We start from the raw sequence: 23,134 nt of genomic DNA, 5'->3' as shown, positions 1-23,134 counted from the left end.
CGGCATTCCTTTTGAATAATAGATTTATATTTAGAGTTCAAAAACATGTTTTAAATATTTATGAAAATAGCAATCGTATGCTATCCAACGTTTGGAGGTAGTGGAGTAGTCGCTACTGAATTAGGATTGGAGTTAGCAAAAAGAGATCACGAAGTGCACTTTATCACTTATAGTCAACCCGTTCGTTTGGCATTGCTAAATCCCAATATATATTACCACGAAGTAAACGTACCTGAATATCCTTTGTTTCACTATCAACCGTATGAACTTGCTTTGACAAGTAAATTGGTGGATATGGTTAAGTTGTTTAAAATAGACGTATTGCACGTACATTACGCTATTCCTCACGCTTATGCTGGTTTTATGGCTAAGCAAATGTTGAAAGCTGAGGGAATCGACTTACCAATGATTACAACTTTACACGGAACGGATATTACGCTTGTGGGAAATCACCCAAATTACAAAACTGCGGTGAGCTTCAGTATCAATAATTCAGACTTTGTAACGTCTGTTTCTGAGTCGCTTAAGCAATCAACGCACTCGTTATTTGGTACAAAAAAGGAGATTCACGTTATTCCAAACTTCATTGAAGTGAAAGAGTTTGACCCTGGCGACACACCGTGTAAGCGTAGTGCTATGGCAAGTAAAGACGAGTTTATCATTACGCATATCAGTAACTTTAGAAAAGTAAAACGCATTGATGATGTTGTGTCTATTTTTTACGGAATTCAAAAGGAAATACCAGCTAAGTTGATGTTGGTGGGTGATGGACCAGAAAAGGAAACAGCAGAACGTATGGCGTTGGAGTTAGGTATTTACGACAAGATCATCTTCTTTGGAAATAGTAATGAGATTGAGTCAATCTTATCTTATTCTGATTTGTTCTTGTTGCCATCGGAAACGGAGAGTTTCGGACTTGCAGCTTTGGAAGCAATGGCAATGGGTGTACCGGTTATTTCAAGTAATACAGGAGGACTACCAGAGGTTAACGAAGACGGAGTTTCAGGATACTTGAGTGATGTTAGAGATGTGGATAATATGGTTAAAAACGCGTTGAAGATATTGAAAGACAAGGATACGTTATGTGGTTTTAAAAAGAACGCACGTGAGGTAGCTAAGAAATTCAGCATTGATAAAGTGTTGCCACTATACGAAGAATTATACGAAAAGGCAGTTAATCGCCAATAGATATACCAAAAGGGATGCTCAGTAGAGTGTCCCTTTTTTTTGGGGAAATCTGGAACGTGATGCGTAAAAGGTGATGCGTGAAACGTGAAGAGTGAAACGCCTTTGTGGATATGGATTACGCAGGTTTGTTTATAAATAAACAACATTGCGGGTGAATAGTAATTCACCCCTACAGCGGTGGTGGGTGATAACGTAGTAAACTTAAATGATGTATCCGTAGGGACAACCACTGTGTTTACCTACAATTAATCAGGTGTATATAAAGCGCGATACACTACCTCATTGCATCTTTTACTACTTACAAACTAATCTTTTTACCATAAACAACATTGTTAATCTTAGCATAGCTAATTCTACTCTCAACCCCGTGTTTTTCAGATAAGTAAACAGGGAAGAAGTTCAATGTTTTAGTATAAAACAATCCGTTTGTAGTATATCTGTGAATAGCAGGAAATGTTCTACCACCCACTTTTATATCCGTAACCCCTTCAAGAATAAGCCCCTCATTATCGTTAAAAGCTTTTTTACGAGTGTACGTTTTAGCAGGAATAGACGTATTATTGTCAAACACAAACAAGTTGTTGTCTAAGAAAACAGTTTGCTTCGTTACAACATCTGACTTTGAGTTTCTCAACTCAATAACAATCCCCTTTTTACCGTTGCTTTCCACTTCTTTAACCACCTTAAAATCGTTGATATAAGTATCCTTTCGCGTAGCCTTACCCGTTGTAGCATCATAAGCTATTGCGTTGTAAACCACTTGTAGTTCATCGCCAACTTTGTTTAACTGCTTATTAGACGTCTGTTTGTTGGTGCGAATACCCTCAGCGAGTTTAGTAAAGAAATCACCAAACAACTGCTTGATACTCGCATTGTCGTTATCCTCCTCAATAGCCCATTGATGAGGAACAGACAATTTTACGGATGCCGTAGGATTAGCCAAGTCGGTATAAGTACTCACCGCATTGTTCCCCAGCGATAAATCGTCAATGGTAGAAGACTGTATTACTTTAATCGTAGTCTTTTGTCCAAACAACAATCCTTGTTGCGTATCCACATTTGTTTTAAACGAGTGCAACTTAGTAAAGTTGTCGTTTAGCTTCTCGTAAGTATTCTTGTCAAACGACTCGTAATAGTAAAGTTGCTTGCGTGTCAAGTCCTTCTCGAAGTTCTTTATACCAGTAAGGTTATACTTTTTAAAAGATTTTTTATCAATGATAGTATCCTTCTCAAATGTGCGCCAAAGCAAGTCCCCATTAGCATACTCCATATTGTCTAAGTCCATTACTTCATAGGCAAAAAGAGGAGATTTCTTTAGGTCGTTTACGTTATTTTGAGAGAATGTAGCTACTGTAATCAGTAAGCTTATAGTGTTGAAAACGAATTTCATATTCTTTATTATCAGGTATTTTCTCTAAAATAGGTATTCTTTTTTGTTGTTGCAGTAAGACGTTGATGTTTTTGGATAAATTTAACACGATAACGTTATAAGAATCAAAGGAGAATAACATAATAAGCAAGAAAGAAGGACTATTTGTTGCCTGGTCAGAGAACAAACTATTGGTACAAGCTCACTTAAGAGTATAAAAAAAGCACCTCTTAAAGAAGTGCTTTTGTATCATAAAACAATTACTCGTTTACTTTATCGTATGTCCCTCTTAAAGAAGCACCTCCCGAACAGAAGTAGTACAAGATATTGTTATCTGCTTCATCTTTCGCTTCAATAGCAAGAGATTTATCAGTAAACGTAAACTTTACTTTTTTACCTTCTAACTCCGCTAAGTACGTTTGGTCGCCAATTTTCTTAGCTACTGCATCAAGCGTACACGTTGGTTTTTTGATGTCCTCACGAGAGCGAACAGCAATTGTAATCTCGTCAGCAGCTGTAGAAGTAACCATCACTTTTACCCAATCATATCCTTCTTCGCGTTGTGTATATCCTTCAGAAACATAAGCCCCATCTACCATTAACACCTTTTCATCTACAACCACAGTTTCAGCTTGTTGTTGTGCCGCTTTTTTAGCAGAATCTTTACACCCCACCATTGCAGTGCTTATCATTGCCAAAGCACCAACTATCATTAACATTCTTTTCATGCGTTTACTTTTTTATTTTGTCAAAAGTATTCCGTTTTCAGTCAATAGACAAGTTGGAACAAGAAAAAGTAAGTCTGTTTATGCAAAAGGGATGGGGAATAATTACGTAGATCAAACGATTGGCAGTTGTACGCTACACCTTAATGACTAACTTTATTCCTGTTTTTTCACAGTGAAATAACACTTATACCAATGTTAAATAACAAGAGAAAATGGGAGTATTGCTGTATTTTTGCAGTCTTTTTTAAACAATAGAACACTATGAAAGAATTGTGGGCTGAGGTTCAGTCACTTCGAAAATACGGATATAAAAACGAGATATTTGCCGGACTAACCTCTGCAATGACAATGATTCCGGAGTCGTTATCATTTGCCATTTTAGCAGGGTTGTCGCCTTTAATGGGATTATATGCCGCTTTTTTAATGGGAATAGTAACCGCTTTCTTTGGTGGAAGACCTGGAATGATTGCTGGTGGAGCAGGGGCAACTATCGTTGTAATGATGGCGTTAATCAGCACAGAAGGTGTACAATATTTATTGGCCGCAGTAATAGTAGCCGGAATTATACAGTTTTTAGTGGGAGTATTCAAGCTCGGCAAGTTTGTACGCCTTATTCCACAACCGGTTATGTACGGATTCTTAAACGGATTAGCCGTTATTATCTTTATGGCCCAGGTGAAGCAATTTTCTGTGGTTGTAGACGGACAAACGCAGTGGTTATCAGGAATGCCGTTATTTGTTATGGGCGGACTTACCTTGCTTACCATTGGAATTGTACTGGGATTACCTAAAATTACAAAAGCAGTTCCCTCGTCATTAGTGGCGATATTAGTACTAACCGCAGTCGTTTTCTTTTTACAAATCGACACCAAACGCGTAGCAGATATTGCATCTGTAAGCGGTTCGTTACCCCAATTTCACTTGCCAAGTGTTCCCTTTACTTTAGATACGCTTAAAATCATCTTGCCGTACTCTGTTGTTATGGCAGCCGTTGGTTTGATAGAATCCCTATTGACGTTAAATATGGTAGATGAAATCACCTATACTAAAGGAGATACCAATAAAGAAGCCAGAGCACAAGGTTATGCCAATGTAATCAACGGGTTCTTTGGAGGAATGGGAGGATGTGCTATGGTAGCCCAAACGTTGGTTAACCTTAATTCAGGTGGTCGTACACGTATATCTGCTATCCTAAGTGCAGTTACCATTTTACTGGTTATTTTAGTCGGAGCACCCGTTATTGAACAAATACCAATGGCGGCATTAGTCGGAGTAATGATGATTGTAGCCATCACAACATTTAAGTGGTTTTCGTTTAAACTCATTATTAAAATGCCCAAAGCCGATGTCATTGTGGGAATAACCGTAGCGGCTATCACAATTATATTACACAATCTGGCTTTAGCGGTGTTTGTGGGAGTAATCATTTCTGCCTTAGTATTCGCTTGGGACAACGCTAAACGCATTCGTGCACGTGTATCTATTGATGAAAACGGAGCGAAGGTATATGCTATATACGGACCTCTATTTTTTGGATCAACGGCTACTTTCTCAGAAAAGTTTAACCCATTAGAAGACCCAGAAGAAGTAATCATCGACTTTAAGGAGTCGCGCATTGCAGATATGTCGGCTATTGAAGCAGTGAACAAACTGACAAAACTTTACGCGTCACACCATAAAAAAGTAATCCTACGTCATTTGAGTTACGACTGTTATCGCTTGTTAGACAACGCAAAAGATATGGTTGAGGTGAATATAGCAAAAGACCCTACTTATAAAGTGATGGGAGACTAACAATAGACAGTAACGTTGTAATAGGAAATTATACGTGTTAAATAACGGATGTTTTTTAAGTCTCAAACTTTATGTGCTGATAAAAATAAGGGGGCAACATTCTAATCTTGAAAACTAAAAGAGAAGGGGTAATTCATCTGTCCGAAATAGGAATGACAATTTATTTCATATAAACAATAGGTGTAAGTTGTTAAATATGAGTGTTTCTACTTAAATAATTTAGCATTGTAAATGCCAAGACAACAAAGAAAAATAAGAAATTTGTTGCTACAATTTGTGATTTAACAAAAAAAGCGTTTTATTTGTCAAGAGTAAAGTTCGCAAAAACGCTTGTTTTTTTGTTGCTAAATAGCTGGTAAGCCAGTAATAGTAAAGGATGAGAGGAAGAAAAACAAAAAGAGAAAAGCATTTATTTACTCCACTTAGAAACGAATAATTAATTCATTTACTAAATTAATATCACTTTAAAGCTCATTCTTCGGAATGAGCTTTTTACTTTTAACACTGATAACCGGAAGCACTTTTTAGGGTTATTGAGGTGTTTTTACTTCATGTAAATTCTCATATTGAGAATGTTTGTTATATTTAACTAAATATTATTCATTAGGTATTTGATTTTATATACTTTTATTCGAAACATATTTACTTTATTTTTTAAACCTTACTACAATTGGCTAATACTACAAAAATAGAAACCTTGTCTGCTTCAAATATTTTGGGAGAAGCTACTTGGGACATTACATTATTTAAACACACGGAGAAAGGGCGAAATGACCTTATAGCGCCACATAAGCACGATTTTTATCTTGTTTTTTTTGTGGAAAATGGAGGAGGAATACACGATATCGACTTTAAAACTCACAATGTAGATGATTATCAAGTTTATTTTTTAAGACCACAACAAGTACACTATTGGGTGTTAGAACAGGAAACTGTTGGGTATCAAATGATGTTTTCTTCTATGATCTTAAAAACGCTTAATGCTACTTATAGTGCCTTGCCGTTTTTTCAATTGGGAGCTCCAAATAGCTTGCAATTAAAGAAGGCGAGTTACGAAAAGTATAAAGCACAGTTAGAGGCGTTGGAAAAGAGCTTGAAAGGAAAGAAAGTGTTGGATAAAGAGATTTCTTTATTGAGCTTTCACTTATTGCTAAAATACCTACAAAAAGATTATTTAGCGGCTTACTCAAATATCGATTGGAATACAATGGACAAGAGTATCTTGGCTTTTGAAGAGTTAATCGAGAAAAACTTTAGAGTACACAGCAATGTTGCTTTTTATGCTGAGGAATTAAAGATTACAGCAAATTATCTAAATATTTTGTGTAAGAAATACTTGGGAATTACGGCAAGTTCACTTATTATGGACCGTATATTATTAGAAGCAAAGCGACTTTTAACAACGACTAATGTGTCTGTAAAAGAAATCGCATTCTCTTTATCTTTCAATGATACCAGCTATTTCAATAACTTTTTTAGACGACAAATGGGGGTGACTCCAGGGGAGTTTAGAACAAATTATAAAAATTACAATAAAGAGGAATAAAACCTCAATATAGCTTGTTTGTTGGCTTCTATCTTTGTGGTTGTTGAAAAGGAATAAATAACCAGGTTTTGAACCAGTTACTTTAAAACACCACCACAATCTATAAATTCAAAGTATGATGAATAGAAAACAATTTTTAGGGTTAACGACTGCCGCAACGGGAGGATTGTTTGTCCCTTCAGTTGGCTATTCACAAATGGAACAACAAGAAGAACAACAACAAAAATTAGGAGACGTTAATGAATTCGCCTTGCTTAATGTTCGTTTAGAAAACAACTTTGTTTACAATGACAAAGGTCAAGTAAACGGAACGCAAACTGGGTTGTATGACTTATATATTGTTGATGGACTTATTAAGTCGATTGACAAAGCAGGGATAAAGTCGTTTTCTGTAGCCACTATGGACGCAGGCGGATTGTTAATGTTGCCAGGATTAAGGGATATGCATATCCATATTGACAAGACGTTTTTTGGTGAACGTTGGTACGGAGAACCCAGACCGGGTAATTCTGTCAAGGATATGATAGCACTTGAACAGCGAATATTACCTGGGCTATTAGAGAAATCAGTTGAAAAAGCCGAAATGGCAATTGACCTGATGAATAGTCAAGGAACGTATTTTACGAGATGTCAAACAAATATAGACCCTACAAGTGGGGTGAGGAGTTTGGAGAATCTACAAGTTGCCTTATCTAACAAAAAAGAGGTTATCCAATCAGAGATAGTTGCCTTTCCGCAACACGGTATTCTGTATTCAGATTCAGAAGCATTGTTGCGCGAGTCAGCACAAATGGGGATTGACTACATAGGAGGATTAGATCCGACTACGGTAGATGGGAATATGGAGAAATCGCTTGACATTATGTTTCAAATCGCAATGGACTACAACAAAGGCGTAGATATTCACCTTCACGAAGGTGCATCTACGGGGCTTCCGGCTATTGAACATATGATTAAAAGAGTAAGTGAAAACAAAGCATTACAAGGACGTACCTATATCAGTCACGGTTTTGCGTTGGCACAAATAGAACAAAATAAACTGGAAAGCATTGCCGAACAGTTAAATCACTTTGGTATTGGGGTAATTACAAGTGTGCCTATCGGGCGTATGACAATGCCAATACCGACTTTGTACAAACACAAGGTTAAAGTGATGACGGGAACCGATAGTATTATCGATCACTGGCAACCATTTGGAAGCTGTGATATGCTTGAAAAAGCTAAGTACTGTGCGGAATTATACGGATGGACAGACGATTATCACTTGAGTAGAGCGTTGCAAATAGCTACAAAAGACCAAGTGTTGCCTCTTTCAAACAAAGGAGAGCGTCAATGGCCAAAAGTAGGAGATGAGGCAAGTTTTGTTTTGGTAAAAGCAAGTTGTTCTGCAGAAGCAGTAGCGCGATTACCACAACGTGAACAGGTATTTAACCAAGGGGAAATGGTTTATACCAAAGAATAGTTGTAACTTGATAAAAGGGCAAACTATTCTGATAACAGTGAATTTTTTTTTTTCATAGCCCAATTTTATATTTTTTTTAATTAACTAAGAGTTAGCCCTCGGGCGAATTCTTGTTCTTAGAAATATTTTTTAATAGCATCTTGATTTAGTGTGTTTTGAATCTTAATTATTAAAATTTATATTTCTAAAGAAAGCCAATCCTTTACGGGTTGGCTTTTTTGTTTTTTACCGTGTTTTATTTGGGAACGATTTAAGGACGAGTTAGGGCTTGTTCGGAAAAGTACCCTGTTTTGCGAACAAGTCTCGCACTTTTCCGCAACTGTTCCGAAGGAAGGCCTGAATAAGGATTGTATTGTGTTGTAAAACAGCATTTTGCGTTTGTTATGTAGGTTAAGAGATTTGTTAGAAGTAGTAAAGACAACTAAATATAGAGATAAAAAACATTTGTTTATGCGAATCGATTTCGCAATAAGGCATAAAAAAAGCCACTAATTATAGTGGCTTTTCTTGGTACACAATAGTACTATTTGTTATAAACACTTTCTTTTTTGAAGTGAACTGTTAGTAAGTAATATACTACAGCTCTGTATTTATTTCTGTTAGATTGACCATATTGGTCCATAACTTTAGCAATAGCAGCATCTAATTTAGCATCATCTTTTAATCCTAACTTATTGATTAAGAAGTTGTTTTTAACTGTTGCTAATTCTGATTCAGAAGAACTTGCTACTGTAGAAGAATCCTTGTTGTAAATAGAAGGACCACATCCAATAGTTACTTTTTCTAATAATTCCATGTTTGGAGTTACACCACATTTCTCTTTAAGATCTGCAGCGTACTTTTCAATAAGTTCGGCTCTTTTACTCATATAACTTTTTTTTTAACGACTACAAGATAACAAATATTACAATATGTAAGTACTATTTTTTGATAAAATTACATACTGCGAAAATAGTTGCTTAAAACCTCATTGTTTACTTGTGTTGGCGTGAAAACTTCTAAGATACAAGGCTGGTTATTGTTGCTCCAGAACTGATTAGAAGCCTCTTTTAACTGATCTTCATCTTCAGCCGTAAGGTAATTAAAGCCATACATCTTCGCTAAATGCTCTGCTGTGTGGTTGTGAGAAGTCTCAAAAAAGGTATTAAATATTTCATTTTCTTTATGTCCTGGTAATATTCTAAAAATACCACCACCGCGGTTGTTAAGTAATACAATCTTAAAATTACTTGGAATATAGTTGTTCCACAATCCGTTGCTGTCATAAAGGAAACTAATATCTCCTGTAATCAGTACGGTTGGCTTGTTAGAAGCTACAGCAGCCCCTATAGCCGTAGAAGTACTTCCGTCTATGCCACTCGTTCCCCTGTTGCAAAATACTTCAACAGACGAGTCTATTTTAAGTAATTGCGCATAGCGAATAGCAGAACTATTGCTTATTTGTAATTGCGTATGTTGTGGCAATTGGTCAAATAGTACCTCAAACACCTTTAAATCAGAGAATGGTACTGTTTTTAAAAAAGCATTGTGCTTAGCCAAACGCTGCGTTGCAATACCCAACATCCACGCTTGATAAGAAGAAGCGAGTGGTTGCGTATTGTTTTGAAGCATTTCAAAGAATACCTCAGGCGTTTCGAATACCGTTTTATTTAAAGCCGTGTACGTGTCGTAATGACGTAGCGTGTCTATGTGCCAGTGTTGTCCTGGTTTGTATTTGCGCAAGAAAGCCTTGATGCGTTTACTAACAACCATTCCCCCAAACGTAACCAAGATATCTGGCTGTAAGTTTTCAAAGTCCTCTTGAGAGAACGTGGTGATAATACGATCGATATGCTCAATAAACATTGGGTGGTGTAGGTTAGACGTCGTTTCAGTTAACACTACCACAGAAGGGTCGTTTGCTAACCAATTGACAATAGCCTCACTTAGTACGTGGGGCGTATTTACGCCAACAAGTACTAATTTCTTTGCAGATTTGTTCCAATCCTCTACATAAGGAGTGTAGTCTTTAAAAGCAGGAGGTAGTTCCTCCATATTTATAATCGTAGGCGTAACCGTTAAAGCGTCCACAGTGTTGTACAACGGTTCCTCAAAAGGCGCGTTGATGTGTACAGGACCCTTTTTAGCAATTGCCGTGTTAATCGCATTGTTGATCAGCATATCATTTTCTACGTTAGCCTCTTCGTGAAGGTTAGCGCTATAAAGGATATGGTTTTCATATACATTGCGTTGGCGAATCGTTTGTCCGTCTCCGATATCTATTTTTTGAGTAGGCCTATCAGCAGAAATAACAATCAAGGGGATTTGGCTATAAAAAGCCTCTGCTACAGCCGGATAGTAGTTTAAAAGGGCAGAACCCGAAGTACATACTAAAGCGATGGGAAACTGCTCTTGTTGTGCTATTCCCATTCCAAAGAAAGCTGCACAGCGTTCATCAGCGATACTATAACACGTAAAAAAAGGATCACTTGCAAACCCGATTGTAAGCGGGGCATTGCGTGATCCTGGAGATATTATAATACGTTGTATATTTTTTGCTTTACAGATTTCAATAATGCTTTGTGCTAATTCTATTTCTGGATAAGTCATAATTACAAACTAAAACCCAAATATACGAACAAACTAAGCAAAAATCGTAGTTAAGCAACCTTATTTTGCTCTTACCCAATCTTTAATTTCAGGCTCTGTTGGCAAGATACGTGGGTTTACAACTTTCACTAAATGACCTGTTTCGTCAATTAAGTATTTTTGGAAATTCCACTCAACCTCGCTATCCGCATAACCATTCTTTGATTTTTTAGTCAAAAACTCGTAAATCGGAGCCATATCAGGACCTTTTACAGATATTTTAGACATCATTGGAAAGCTTACTCCGTAGTTTTGCTCACAGAAAGTAGCGATTTCTTCATTACTTCCTGGTTCTTGTGCCCCAAAGTTATTAGCAGGGAAACCTACGATTACGAAGTTGTCTCCGCCGTATTCGTTATACAAGCTTTGAAGTTGTTTGTATTGCGGTGTCAACCCACATTCAGAAGCTGTGTTTACGATTAAGATCTTTTTTCCTTTTAAAGAAGCAAAGTCAAACTCCTCTCCATAAAGGTCTGTTACTTTAAACTGGTAGATTGTTTTTTTGTCTTTAGGCGTTTCTTTCATTTCTATAGGTGTTTTTAAATTGGTAAGGTCAGTATAGGCAAACGCTGGAACAGCAAACGCGATTGCTGCTATTAACATTAGTTTTCTCATGATATTGTTGGTTTTAATAAGGTTCCAAATTACGAATTGATTTTGAAATAGGCGTTGAATTTAACGGATTTATAAGAGAAAAGAGAAAATTACAACTATTCCTACACATAAAAGAAGGTGTTCGTTATAGCTTGAAAATGAGGATAAAGCGTTAAAATAAGTTACTCTTAATTAATAGTAAAAATAAGATGCGTAAAAAGCTGTTTTTTCTGAGAATCTTTTAACTTTGGTAACTTGATTTAACCACAAAAAGAATTAATTATGAAATCAGTTGTCATTCAAGGGATTAAGGGATCTTTTCACCACGAAGCAGTGAACCGATTTTTTAAAGAAGAAGCGGTAGAGATTGTGGATAGTCCCACGTTTAACTCACTTGTTAAACAAGTAGTTAACGAACAAGCAAATTATGGTATGATGGCGATAGAGAACTCAATAGCGGGGTCTATTTTGCCAAATTATTCCTTGATGACGAAGAACGACCTGTATATCTGGGGAGAGGTTAAGTTGCCTATAAAGCACAATTTACTGGCTTTAGGTGGGCAATCGTTAGCCGATATTTCGGAGGTACGCACGCATCCAATGGCGTTGTTACAATGTGAAAACTTTCTTGATCAATATGAAACGTGGAAGCGATTAGCGATGGACGATACGGCCACTTGTGCGCGTAACATCAAGAATAACCAATATAAAGGTGTGGCATCTATCGGGTCAATGTTGGCGGCAGAGATGTACGGCTTAGAGGTGTTAGCAGAAAACATTCACGATGTATATGACAATTATACTCGCTTTTATCTGCTGAGCAAGCAGCCTAAGCAAGTAGAAGGGTTTAACAAGGCAAGTTTGTATTTCTACACTGATCACCAAAAGGGGAGTTTAAACCGTGTTTTAGAGATATTTGCTTCTCACGACTTAAACTTGAGTAAGATACAGTCGGTTCCACTTACAGGAAGCGTATTTCAATATTCGTTTCACGCCAATGTAGTGTTGGTTAATAACGACTATGAGAAATATTACCAAGCATTGGAAAAAGTACGTCAAGCAACCCGTTTTTTCAAGGTTTTAGGCGAGTATATGGAAGACCAGATTCCGTCTGACTATCAGTATTAACGGAAGAAAATTATAGTAAAAAAGGTGTGAGTTTATCACGCCTTTTTTTGTGGCTAATGCAGAGGTTAGTCACTGTGTTGTTTTCAGTAAGCGGAGTAAGGAGTATTTCTGATGAAAAAAAAGGCTGTTATAAGAAGATATGTTTCCTTCAAAACCACTTAAAAGAGCCATTTAGAACGATTTGATAAGAAATAATGCAACTAATTTTAAAAAAAGACGTTAGCATATATAAGGTTAAGCGAATTATAAATAGTAATTTTGATTAGAAATCATAAAAAGTAGCGAAGGGTAAAATCTTTGTTGTGAAAATTAAGATGTGTATATGAGAATTTTATTGATAACACTATTATGTGCTTTCAGTATGTCTGTTCAAGCCAAGGGAAAACCGAGTTTGAAAAAGGCAGACAAGTACTATAAGAATACGGAATATACAAAAGCAGCGGAGGAATATAGGCGATTGGTGAGAGGTGTGAGAACTGATAATTACATCTTTTTGCAATTGGCAGATTGTTATGACCGACTGTCTAAAGATATTGAAGCGTCTCGTTATTACGGCAAGGCGATTGTAAAAGATCCTGAAGTTCCTGCTGAGGTGTATTATAAGTACGCTAAGGTTTTGGAGAGAAATGGGCGATATGTGGTTGCCAAAGAAGTCATGCAACAATTTGCAGCAAAGGCAGCAGGTGATTCAAGAGCAAAGGATTTCTTGGCTAATCCGAATGCACACGATTTGTTGGCAAACTTAGAACCACAGTATTCTTTTGCGGAGTCGGGAATGAACGATCGTGTTTACGATACATACGGTGCATGGATGAATGCAGGAGATACGATTTATATGGTGTCTAATCGCACGAAACACGAAAAGAAGATTCCGCGTAAACTATTTGAAGTACGCGAAAAATGGGAGCGCAAACCCAATACGGATATTTACTTTGCAAGTTTTAAAGGGAAAGCAGAGCCTACTTTTGAAGTGAACCACGTGAAAGGAAGAGTAAATAAACGATTTCACGATGGAATGGCGGTAAGTTCGCCAGACGGACAACGTTTTTACTTTGCATCTGAAGCGTATAGAAATAGAAAGTTTAGAAGCAATAAAGAAGTAAAACACCGCGACAGACTAATGAGTTTGTTCTATGCGAAGTTGAAAGGAAAGCAATGGAAAAAGATTAAGCCGTTGCCTTTTACAAAAGCAGGGTATATGTACACTAATCCTACTATAAGCAGTGACGGTAAATATTTGTACTTCGCGTCAAATATGCCAGGTAGTTTGGGAGAGTTAGATTTGTGGCGAGTAGCGTTGTTAGAAGATGATGAGTTTGGGCAACCAGAAAACTTAGGACCGGCTATTAACTCAGGTACTCGAAATGACTATCCTTTCTTGGCAGAGGACAATAAGCTTTACTTTACGTCTGACCGTTGGGGTGGTTATGGAGGAATGGACATCTATGTGGTTGATATGAATACGCCAGGTAGTAAGCCAGTCAATGTGGGTGCGCCAATTAATACAGTTAAGAATGATTTTGCTTTTTCATACTATCCGTCAAAAGAAGTAGGGCTATTTTCGTCAGATCGCATTGGTCGTAAAGACGTTTATAAGGCGTTACCCGTGTGTAATATCGAGTTTTCTGTGTTGGCAAAAAACAAGCAGTTTAACAAACCCGTAGCCGATGTGCAAGTAGAGTTTATCAATGATAGACGCAATGTAGAAGGAAAAGTTTATACGCGAAAGAATGGTGTAGCACGTGAATTTATAACCTGTAAGGGGAAATATAAAATTAAGGTGTCTCATCCAGATTACTTAGATGAGGTAATTGAAGTAGTAGGAAATGATACCGAAGGAGTACAAAGCATTGAAGTAATGCTAAGGCCGTTAGATGAGTTGATGATTGAAGAAGATAAGATTAGCTTAGCAGATATTCAGTTTGCTTTTGACCAAGTAGATATTACAGAAGAAAGTAAAGAAGAGTTGAATAAGTTGGTTAAGGTGATGAAGCGCTATCCAAATATGCGTATTAAGGTTAATTCACACTCAGACAGTAAAGGGAAAGCAGAGTACAACTTAAAGTTATCTCAAGCCAGAGCAAAATCAACAGTAGAATATTTGGTTTCGCAAGGAATAGAAGCAGACCGCTTAGAGTATCAAGGATATGGATCACAAGAGTTGAAAGTGATTTGTGAACCTTGTACAGAGTGGGAGAATGCACAAAACAGAAGATCAGAGTTTATTATTTTAAATAAATAAGCTGATTAAAAGAATATAGCAAAAGGCTTACCTCTTATAAGTAGAGGTAAGCCTTTTTTTGTTTTTGTAAATTACTTATTGGTATTAAGATAGTGTGATATGTTAAGAAAGTTTTGTTAGTTATTTATGGGAATTGCTGTAAGTAAGTTGTTTAATTTGATTGTTTTTTAAATAAAACTCACAAAAGTTAGTAGTAAAAGTAATAAAAGGTGTTTTGTTAAGGTTCTTTTGCATTGTGTTTATGTTAAACTATTGTTAAATATGTGTTGTGGTTTAATCGAGATATGCGAATGAGTGTAAATAGAAGTTGAATTATATATTTATCTATTTTATCATTTTAGTTTAGTAAAAAAGTACATTATGTTCTTTTTTTATAATGAGAGATATTTGACAGTGTAATTTTTTGACAAAAAGTACAGTGAAGATTGTTTTATTACAACAGGTTAAACTTAGAAAAAGTGAAATAACTTGCTATAAGCGTTCTCAATTGGTGATTACGTTATTTACTGCTTAATTTGTTGAGTTTGTATGCTGTATAAAACAGTTATACATTTGTATAGTACATAATAGGTACAGCAAGACAATAAATAAAATATAATAGTAAAAGATCAAGTTGTAGTGATGATTATTGCAGTTATTTTTTAACACAAAGCCAGTGTAAAAATAATGTAGTTCATTTTTATTGCAATGAACATTATACAACATCAGAAGACCAGAATAGTTATATTCTGCTTGTAATAGCTCTTTATAATAGTTAAAAGGAATCTATCTTAAAGAGCTAATTACAGTTATGTGATCCTTCCTTTGGTTTGTCTGTTTCTTGTTTTGAATTGTTTGAAAAAGAGAATAGATAAAAGGGTAAATCAGGGAAGGGTTATGTGTTTAAAGTGAAAGTGTTTGTTTAAAATTGGACAGAAGTCCAATATGGTTTTACATTGTTCAAAAAAGAGAAGAGGGGATGCTTCTCTTTTTTTAATAAAACAAAGCCCCTATTTATAAAAATAGGGGCTTTGTTTTTTATCGCTGTTGGCTTTCTATTAGTAAGTCTGCCATCATACTCATTTTCTTTTTGTAGGCATCCGCAATGTCGTTGTTTTCGTATAAATCCGAATTACTCATTGGGATAGAGTACGGCAATGACCAAGCGCGCAATGCCTTAGCAATATTGTCTAACGCTTGAATACCTTGCATAGCCTGGTTTCCAGCAGACCAACAAGTGAATCCAACGACTTTATTCGTTAGGTAAGCAGGTTGATCTTTGGCTGTAATTTCAAGCCAATCAATAGCATTTTTCATAACCCCTGTCATTCCTCCGTGATATAGCGGTGTTAACCAAATCATTACATCTGCTTCTCTAAAAGCATCTGCAAAGTCGTGTACCGTTTGTGGTACGTTATCCATTAATTTGGCTTGAAATATAGGGATTTGAAAATCTGATAAGTGAACTTGTCGTACTTCTACGTTAGCCTTTGTGAATTGATCAGCGTAATACTGTGCAATACGTCGCGATGTGCGGAATGCTTCTTCGTCTAAAGAACCATTAAAAATTAAAGCTTTCATAAAACTATCTTGAATATTTGCGCACTAAGTTAAAACATTTATTCGACAGAACGCGGTTGTCGTATCTGCTTATTGTGTTTTGACTGCTGTGTTCTCTTTTTATTGCCTTTGTTTATAGTCAGTTATCAATCTTCTTTTTTTACTAAACCAAACATCATAACAAGGTGGTCGTCTTTATAAAAGTTTAGTGTTTGTTCTGCAATGTCAAAGTGAAAGAAGGTGTTGTCAAATTTACTGATAAACGCTTTTTGTTGGTTTGTAGTTAATTCATCGAAAGTAGAAGTAAACTGTATAGGTTCAAAGTAAAACGTACTATCTGTAGCATTGATTTGTAACCTACTTTCAAAAGGTATACCATCTATTGTACCTGTAAGCAGCTGTTGAGCAAAGTCAAAAGCAATAGTAATAGTAGTGTTTACGTCTGTATTGCCATCAAGTTGAATAAGTTGCCACATAAATTTAGATAAAAACTGCGTCATTCGATGTTTGTGTTCACTATAAAACTCCTGAAAGTGCTCAATATTCTCAATAAAGAACAAACTCTCGTTACTTGCATTTAGGTGTAGCTTGCGTTTTGTTAATAATTTCAACACATCCTTTTCAGTTGGAGAAAGCGGTTTATTATTGTGTTTTGTAGGAATACTTGGTTTACCTGTTTTAATACGAATATCGTCGTTGATTATATTTATTTTAGGAATAGGAATAAGAGCAACAATTGTTTTCTCTTGTCCCACTGTAACAGGTTCACTTATTCTTGTTAAGATGATTTTACTTCCGTTAAAGCTCAATTGTAGATCTTTCTCCTTGTCTTGTACAACCCATTGGTTTTTAGAGAGGTCGTTAAAAGACATTCTTTTGTTCTTGTGCTGCGTTTGAGCCAGGCCAATTTGACTTGTAAACGCAAATAATAAAAACAGCAATATTTTTTTCATAGTTGATAAATTTCAAATAATACGTTATTCAATTTATTTATAATAGATTACCTAATGTATTTACTCAAAAGTAGGTTTTTTAAAACAATTAAGAAGAGTGAAAAAAGCATTATTTGTTATAGTTTTTTTTAATAAAGTTAGTGGTAAACCATATTTAATTGTATTTTTACCCCCCAAACACAACTCTTTTTTATATGACTCCAAAAGTATTACTTACTTCAAAAGAGATTGACATTATTCTACATCGTTTGGCTTGTCAATTGGTAGAAAAACATCTTGATTTTTCGAACACTCTTCTTATTGGTATTCAGCCACGTGGAAAATATTTAGCAGAACGCATTAAAAATATTTTAAAGAATGAATATGGTATTGCAGATATTCCGTTGGGATTCTTAGATATCACGTTTTTCCGTGACGATTTTAGAAGAAATGAAAAACCTTTAGAAGCGAATAAAACACAAATAGATTTCTTAGTCGAGGACAAGAAAGTGGTATTTATTGATGACGTACTTTATACAGGGCGTAGCATTCGTGCCGCACTCACAGCTATTCAGTCCTTTGGTCGTCCTTTAGACATTGAACTACTTGTATTGATAGACCGTAGATTTAGCCGTCATTTACCTATTCAACCTGATTATAGAGGAAGACAGGTGGATGCTTTTGACGACGAAACTGTACGCGTACATTGGTCTGAAGATGGACTTAATGATAATGTATTCTTACAAGAAAGCGAAAAAAACTAACTACCTAAACTACTGATTAAAGTAAAATGAAAGAACTAAGCGTAAACCACCTTTTAGGAATTAAATATATCAACAAAAACGACATTGATTTAATATTCGAAACAGCGGATCACTTTAAAGAAGTAATCAATCGTCCGATTAAAAAAGTTCCTTCCCTTCGAGATATTACTATCGCTAATATCTTTTTTGAAAACAGTACTCGTACTAAATTATCTTTCGAATTAGCCCAAAAACGTTTATCTGCTGATGTTATCAGTTTTTCTGCAGCACAGTCGTCTGTGAAAAAAGGAGAAACACTTATTGACACGGTAAATAATATCTTGGCAATGAAAGTAGATATGGTTGTTATGCGTCATAACAATGCAGGAGCAGCACACTTCTTATCTAAAAACGTGAAGGCGAGTATTATTAATGCAGGTGATGGAGCACACGAACACCCAACACAAGCGTTGTTAGATAGTTATTCTATTCGCGAGAAATTAGGAGATGTAGCAGGAAAGAAAGTGGTTATTGTAGGTGATATTCTTCACTCGAGAGTAGCCTTGTCTAATATCTTCGCTTTGCAAATGCAAGGAGCTGAGGTTAGAGTATGTGGTCCTAAAACGTTGATTCCGAAACATATTGAAAGTTTAGGAGTTAAGGTAGAGTCAAACTTGAGAAAAGCGTTAGAGTGGTGTGATGTTGCAAATATGTTACGTGTACAAAACGAACGTTTAGACTTTAGTTATTTCCCAACAACAAGAGAATACTCTCAACAATTTGGGTTAGACAAAGCGTTGTTGGATTCATTGGATAAAGAAATTGTGGTAATGCACCCAGGTCCGATTAACAGAGGGGTTGAGATTACTTCAGACGTTGCAGATTCGCAACAATCAGTTATCTTAGACCAAGTTGAAAACGGAGTAGCTGTACGTATGGCAGTTATTTACCTTTTGGCTTCAAAAATTAAATAAATTCGTTAATTTAGCTTTTCGTTAGATTAATAAAGCAAGTTGAATACAATGAAAATAAAAGAAAAGGGACATACCATTGTTGTTAGTAGTAATGAAGCTGATATAGCGGCTTTTGTAGAAAAGCTTAGTCAGCAATACGAAAGCAATTTTACAACACATAACCTTATCATTGACTTGACACATTCGGAAGCTGAAGTAGCAGAAGAAGATATTGAGTTGTTTGAAGAGTTAGCCATCACCCATATGGAAGAGGCTAATAAATCTTTTGTTATTGTTGTGTCAGACATCGACTTTAACGAGTTTGATGGCGACTTGATTATAGTGCCAACCTTACAAGAGGCGCACGATTTGATTGAAATGGACGAAATCCAAAGAGATTTAGGATTTTAAATATATAAAAAGGGCTTAAAGTAATTTAGGCCCTTTTCTTTTTGTGTGCTGTTGCTGTTTTTTGTAAATTACAACCTGAAATTTGAAATAAGCAGTACATTGAAACTTACCATATTAGGCTGTTATGCCGCTACACCCCGAACTATTACAAACCCAACTTCTCAAGTTTTAGAGATGAATGGACATATGTTTTTAATTGATGCGGGTGAAGGAACGCAAGTGCAGTTAAGAAAAAAGAAGCTAAAATTCCAACGTATTAACCACATTTTTATCTCTCACTTACACGGAGATCACTTTTATGGGTTAATCGGTTTAATCTCTACGTTTATGTTGCTAAACCGCAAGGCGGACTTACACGTTTACGGTCCTAAAGGGATTAAGGAAGTTATTTTATTACAACTTCGATTATCTAATTCATTTACCGGATATAATTTGTACTTTCACGAACAAACAAGTAAGGAAAGTAGAGTAGTCTTTCAAGATGATAAGGTTATTGTACGTACAATTCCGTTAGATCACCGTGTTTATACAAACGGTTATTTGTTTGAAAGTGTACCAGGAGAACGCAAGTTGCGCATTGGAGCAATTGAGGACTTGGGAATCGACCGTTGTTATTACCAAAAGATTAAAAACGGAGGAGATATTACCCTTGACAGTGGTGAGGTGATTAAGAATAAGGATATTTCGTATGATCCAGACCCGACAGAGAGTTATGCTTTTTGTTCAGATACAAAGTACTCTGAGGCTGTAGTTCCAATTATTAAAAACGTAAAAGTGTTATATCACGAGAGTACGTTTTTAGAGTCAGAAGAACATTATACAGAGCGAACAAAGCATTGTACGGCTAAAGAAGCAGGTAGAATTGCAACATTAGCTAATGCAGGAACATTGGTAATGGGACATTATTCTACGAGATATAACGATATTAAATTGTTTAAAAAAGAGGCAGAAACTGTTTACTCTGGTCAGATATTATTAGCTGATGACGGTAAGGAGTTTGACCTATAAAAGATATAAGTATGAGCGATTTAGGTGATTACAGAAAATCGTATGAGAAGAACGTATTGTTGGAGAGCGATGTGGATGAGAATCCAATGATGCAGTTTAGAAAATGGTTTTACGAAGTAGAGGATTTTGGAGGAGTAGATGAGGTGAATGCAATGACCGTTTCTACAATAGGACTTGATGGCTTTCCGAAGTCGAGAGTGGTACTGTTGAAATCGTATGACGAGAACGGTTTTGTGTTTTATACTAATTACGACTCAGAAAAAGGGAAGGCTATTTTGGCTAACCCACACATATGTTTATCGTTTTTCTGGGCATCTATGGAGCGTCAGGTAATTATCAAAGGGATAGCTACGAAAGCAACAGATGTACAGTCAGACAATTACTTCTACTCACGCCCTTTGGGAAGTCAGTTAGGGGCAATTGTATCTAATCAGAGTGAGGTTATTCCATCGCACGATGTGTTAGAACAAGCGATAGCAACGTTAGAAAAGGAAGCAGAAGGAAAAGAAGTAAAGCGCCCTGATAACTGGGGAGGTTTTGTGATAAGTCCTGTATCAATGGAGTTCTGGCAAGGACGTCCAAATCGACTACACGACCGTATTCGATATACATTAACAGAAGACCAATTAGACTGGAAAATAGAACGTTTAGCTCCATAAAAGAGATATGAAAAAAGTGAAAATATTATTATCTATTGTTACCTTATTCTTTATGGGATGGGCTTTGGTGGAACAATACGAAGAGCATCCAAAAGTATGGGTACAGGTAATTGGAGTGGGATTGTTTTTCTATTCGATGATGCGCTTGATGCAAAAAACACCGAGCAACACACACAATAGACAACATCCGTTTGAAGAAAGAGATCTAAATGGAGAAGAAATAGATGAATCAGAAACATTAGACAATAAAGAAGATGCTAAATAAAGGAGATTTTGTACAGGTACTTGACGAAGATGAAGAAGGAGTGGTTACTAAAGTGTCTGGTAATGATATAACGATTGAAACTAAAGACGGCTTTATTTTGAATTATCAAGCGAATGAGTTGTTGAAAATAGCTAAAGAAGACGAAGTAGATATGCGCTCAGCAAGTACGCGTAGTTCTATTAACGCTGCTTTACAAGATAAGGTTGACCCTATCAAACGCTCGTTTACAAAGGAAAAGCGTTCTCGTAAAGATGAGTTTATTATGGAAGTTGATTTGCATATTGAGAAGTTGACAAAAGACCATAAACGTATGGAGAAGTACGATATGCTTACACTGCAATTAGAAACCGCAAGGGGACAAGTAGAGTTTGCAATTCGCAATCGCATACCACGTATTGTATTTATTCACGGTGTAGGTGAGGGAGTTTTGAAAACGGAGTTAGAGTTTTTGTTTAGTCGCTATCCAGAAGTAGTTGCTGAAGATGCAAATTACCAGAAGTATGGTTTAGGAGCTACGCAGATTTACTTCAAACAGAATGTAAATAGATAAAAGAAATAAGTGCAACTTATTGCGCTATTCAATATAAGCCTTAAAAAGTGTACAAACCTTTTTAAGGCTTTTTTGTTTTGGTTAAGTAGTTGTAAATAAAGCAATAAATAAGAACTGTATATGCCTTTTTTGTACAGTAATAAAAGTTTGCTTCGTTTTATGAATCAGCTTCGTATTAACCATAGTAAGTATCGTAGTATTCAGGACAGTAATCGTGTGCTACTATTAGTTTAGTAAGTAAATAAAATGGAATATGAAGTAGTAAATACGCTTAAAAGCCAAGCTTAGTATAGCAAAAAGGCTTACAAGAATAAGCGAAGTAGTTAGCGGCTATTTTGCCAATTGTTACGGTATAGATACAAAAGTATAAGCATAAAAAAAATCACTTAATATATCGAAATATAAAAAGTGATTCCTCATTAAAATTCATACTAATACACAACATTTTAAAGGTACACATAAATATTTATAAATCATACCTTTTCGGTATTATTTTAGAAATAGAATATAAAAAAAGCATTGCTTATTAAGTGATATAAAAATCTTATTTAGCCTTGTCTGCTTCTAATCGTATCTCTCTATACATTGTGTTTTCACTGTCCTTAATCTTTTTAGGGAGACTTCTAAATAAAAGCACACCATTTTCAACATCATCAATATATTCATAATCATTGTCGTAAAACTCATAGTAGTCTCTTCCATTTTCAGTGTGTGAGTACTCAAATAAACACTTTCCAATAGTCTGCTTATCCGTTAATCCCTCCAATAAAAAGGCGTGTTCTTCTTCGTAATAATACAAATTAGCGTGCTGTAAAAAGACCTTCTTGTCTAATTTCACTTGATTGACATAGATGATTTCGTAAGCAGTGGATACTACATCATCTTCCTCTGTCGTTTGACCAAAAGAGAGAGAAGTAAACAAGGTAAAAAGTGTGATATATACTATTCGTGGCATACTGTCTATTTTCGTTTAAAATTATTGAATATTTTCCACAAGCGAAAAAATCAAGGGTATATTCTTTCAAAGTAGGGGCACTGCTATTGCATTGTGTCACCTAATGCAGATTGCTATTGTTTATGTTATTTATTAGAGGAGTTAGGCTTTTAAACGTAAGAAGGTGTAATGCTATACTTCGCTTGATTTAGGCCATCTACGTCTGTGTATTGAGAGCGTTAGGTTGTAGAACGACAAGTAAGAACAATAGTCTTAAAGTGGGGGATTAGATCAAGTAACGATACTTTTTTTAGAAAAAGCGAGATAAATGCGCTCTAATAAACGTTATCTGTTTTTTATACGTGGGGGTGTAAAAGGTAAGGTTGTTTCGTTAAATGCGATTTATATATGCTTCACAAAGGTGTTTTGTTACAAAATGTCAATTCTATTGTGAGAAAACT

22 protein-coding genes are annotated in these 23,134 nt (G+C 35.8%); 14 read left to right on the top strand and 8 right to left on the bottom strand.

Features of this window, described 5'->3' with window-relative positions:
• Positions 1-60 precede the first annotated feature (60 nt).
• Positions 61-1,188: an N-acetyl-alpha-D-glucosaminyl L-malate synthase BshA gene (bshA, locus tag AABL81_RS00825; RefSeq protein ID WP_341340111.1), complete on the top strand. Its 1,128-nt coding sequence runs from the start codon at positions 61-63 to the stop codon at positions 1,186-1,188.
• Positions 1,189-1,486: 298 nt separating this feature from the next.
• On the opposite strand, the gene AABL81_RS00820 is transcribed toward bshA, so the two are convergent.
• Both AABL81_RS00820 and AABL81_RS00815 read right to left on the bottom strand, forming a co-directional pair.
• A complete protein-coding gene (locus tag AABL81_RS00820) occupies positions 1,487-2,578 on the bottom strand; it encodes a hypothetical protein (protein ID WP_341340110.1) in 1,092 nt (363 codons plus the stop codon).
• A gap of 239 nt (positions 2,579-2,817) precedes the next feature.
• Positions 2,818-3,285: a hypothetical protein gene (locus tag AABL81_RS00815; RefSeq protein ID WP_341340109.1), complete on the bottom strand. Its 468-nt coding sequence runs from the start codon at positions 3,283-3,285 to the stop codon at positions 2,818-2,820.
• Between AABL81_RS00815 and AABL81_RS00810 the strand changes: the two genes are divergently transcribed.
• From AABL81_RS00810 to AABL81_RS00795, 4 genes are all read left to right on the top strand, one after another.
• Positions 3,284-3,436, top strand: coding sequence for a hypothetical protein (locus AABL81_RS00810; protein ID WP_341340108.1), 153 nt, complete (start codon positions 3,284-3,286; stop codon positions 3,434-3,436). The two genes, AABL81_RS00815 and AABL81_RS00810, sit on opposite strands and share 2 nt — an antisense overlap.
• Positions 3,437-3,546: 110 nt before the next feature.
• On the top strand, positions 3,547-5,079 hold the full coding sequence (locus tag AABL81_RS00805; protein ID WP_341340107.1) for a SulP family inorganic anion transporter: 1,533 nt from the start codon (positions 3,547-3,549) through the stop codon (positions 5,077-5,079).
• A 670-nt stretch (positions 5,080-5,749) separates the two neighbouring features.
• Entirely contained in the window at positions 5,750-6,625 is an 876-nt protein-coding gene (locus AABL81_RS00800; RefSeq protein ID WP_341340106.1) for an AraC family transcriptional regulator, read from the top strand.
• Positions 6,626-6,740: 115 nt separating this feature from the next.
• The gene (locus AABL81_RS00795) at positions 6,741-8,087 is read left to right on the top strand and encodes an amidohydrolase (protein ID WP_341340105.1); all 1,347 of its coding nucleotides are present in this window, start codon (positions 6,741-6,743) and stop codon (positions 8,085-8,087) included.
• A 523-nt stretch (positions 8,088-8,610) separates the two neighbouring features.
• Here AABL81_RS00795 and AABL81_RS00790 read toward each other — a convergent pair.
• From AABL81_RS00790 to AABL81_RS00780, 3 genes are all read right to left on the bottom strand, one after another.
• Positions 8,611-8,955 (bottom strand): DUF2853 family protein, encoded by a 345-nt coding sequence (locus AABL81_RS00790; protein WP_341340104.1) that lies wholly within the window; start codon positions 8,953-8,955, stop codon positions 8,611-8,613.
• 68 nt (positions 8,956-9,023) lie between these two features.
• A complete protein-coding gene (gene menD / locus AABL81_RS00785; RefSeq protein WP_341340103.1) occupies positions 9,024-10,676 on the bottom strand; it encodes a 2-succinyl-5-enolpyruvyl-6-hydroxy-3-cyclohexene-1-carboxylic-acid synthase in 1,653 nt (550 codons plus the stop codon).
• 60 nt (positions 10,677-10,736) lie between these two features.
• Positions 10,737-11,330 (bottom strand): glutathione peroxidase, encoded by a 594-nt coding sequence (locus AABL81_RS00780; protein ID WP_341340102.1) that lies wholly within the window; start codon positions 11,328-11,330, stop codon positions 10,737-10,739.
• A 261-nt stretch (positions 11,331-11,591) separates the two neighbouring features.
• Here AABL81_RS00780 and AABL81_RS00775 point away from each other — a divergent pair, with 261 nt between their 5' ends.
• Positions 11,592-12,437 carry a prephenate dehydratase gene (locus AABL81_RS00775; RefSeq protein ID WP_341340101.1) on the top strand — a complete coding sequence of 282 codons (846 nt, stop codon included), beginning with the start codon at positions 11,592-11,594 and terminating at the stop codon, positions 12,435-12,437.
• Between the two features lie 322 nt (positions 12,438-12,759).
• The gene (locus AABL81_RS00770) at positions 12,760-14,679 is read left to right on the top strand and encodes an OmpA family protein (protein ID WP_341340100.1); all 1,920 of its coding nucleotides are present in this window, start codon (positions 12,760-12,762) and stop codon (positions 14,677-14,679) included.
• A gap of 1,017 nt (positions 14,680-15,696) precedes the next feature.
• Here the strand turns inward: AABL81_RS00770 and AABL81_RS00765 are convergent.
• On the bottom strand, positions 15,697-16,239 hold the full coding sequence (locus tag AABL81_RS00765) for an NADPH-dependent FMN reductase (RefSeq protein WP_158210693.1): 543 nt from the start codon (positions 16,237-16,239) through the stop codon (positions 15,697-15,699).
• Positions 16,240-16,364: 125 nt separating this feature from the next.
• Complete coding sequence (locus AABL81_RS00760) at positions 16,365-17,171, bottom strand: hypothetical protein (RefSeq protein ID WP_341340099.1); 807 nt, start codon at positions 17,169-17,171, stop codon at positions 16,365-16,367.
• 194 nt (positions 17,172-17,365) lie between these two features.
• Between AABL81_RS00760 and pyrR the strand changes: the two genes are divergently transcribed.
• The 7 genes from pyrR (at position 17,366) to AABL81_RS00725 (ending at position 21,739) form a co-directional block, all read left to right on the top strand.
• Complete coding sequence (gene pyrR / locus AABL81_RS00755) at positions 17,366-17,914, top strand: bifunctional pyr operon transcriptional regulator/uracil phosphoribosyltransferase PyrR (protein ID WP_090406000.1); 549 nt, start codon at positions 17,366-17,368, stop codon at positions 17,912-17,914.
• A gap of 26 nt (positions 17,915-17,940) precedes the next feature.
• Entirely contained in the window at positions 17,941-18,867 is a 927-nt protein-coding gene (locus tag AABL81_RS00750; RefSeq protein ID WP_158210695.1) for an aspartate carbamoyltransferase catalytic subunit, read from the top strand.
• Positions 18,868-18,915: 48 nt separating this feature from the next.
• Positions 18,916-19,257 carry a ribonuclease Z gene (locus AABL81_RS00745; RefSeq protein WP_158210696.1) on the top strand — a complete coding sequence of 114 codons (342 nt, stop codon included), beginning with the start codon at positions 18,916-18,918 and terminating at the stop codon, positions 19,255-19,257.
• Between the two features lie 99 nt (positions 19,258-19,356).
• The gene (locus tag AABL81_RS00740) at positions 19,357-20,265 is read left to right on the top strand and encodes a ribonuclease Z (protein ID WP_341340098.1); all 909 of its coding nucleotides are present in this window, start codon (positions 19,357-19,359) and stop codon (positions 20,263-20,265) included.
• Positions 20,266-20,276: 11 nt separating this feature from the next.
• The gene (gene pdxH, locus AABL81_RS00735) at positions 20,277-20,924 is read left to right on the top strand and encodes a pyridoxamine 5'-phosphate oxidase (protein ID WP_341340097.1); all 648 of its coding nucleotides are present in this window, start codon (positions 20,277-20,279) and stop codon (positions 20,922-20,924) included.
• A 7-nt stretch (positions 20,925-20,931) separates the two neighbouring features.
• Entirely contained in the window at positions 20,932-21,189 is a 258-nt protein-coding gene (locus AABL81_RS00730; protein ID WP_341340096.1) for a hypothetical protein, read from the top strand.
• The gene (locus AABL81_RS00725) at positions 21,179-21,739 is read left to right on the top strand and encodes a Smr/MutS family protein (RefSeq protein ID WP_090405981.1); all 561 of its coding nucleotides are present in this window, start codon (positions 21,179-21,181) and stop codon (positions 21,737-21,739) included. Before AABL81_RS00730 ends, AABL81_RS00725 begins: the two co-directional genes overlap by 11 nt.
• Positions 21,740-22,283: 544 nt before the next feature.
• Here AABL81_RS00725 and AABL81_RS00720 read toward each other — a convergent pair.
• The gene (locus AABL81_RS00720; protein ID WP_341340095.1) at positions 22,284-22,694 is read right to left on the bottom strand and encodes a hypothetical protein; all 411 of its coding nucleotides are present in this window, start codon (positions 22,692-22,694) and stop codon (positions 22,284-22,286) included.
• Positions 22,695-23,134 lie beyond the last annotated feature (440 nt).

Origin of the sequence: Myroides sp. C1519 (assembly GCF_038039755.1) — a bacterium.
In the GTDB taxonomy this organism is placed as follows: domain Bacteria; phylum Bacteroidota; class Bacteroidia; order Flavobacteriales; family Flavobacteriaceae; genus Flavobacterium; species Flavobacterium phaeum_A.
Note: the sequence above shows the minus strand (reverse complement) of the source record. Positions and strands in the feature narration are given on the sequence as shown.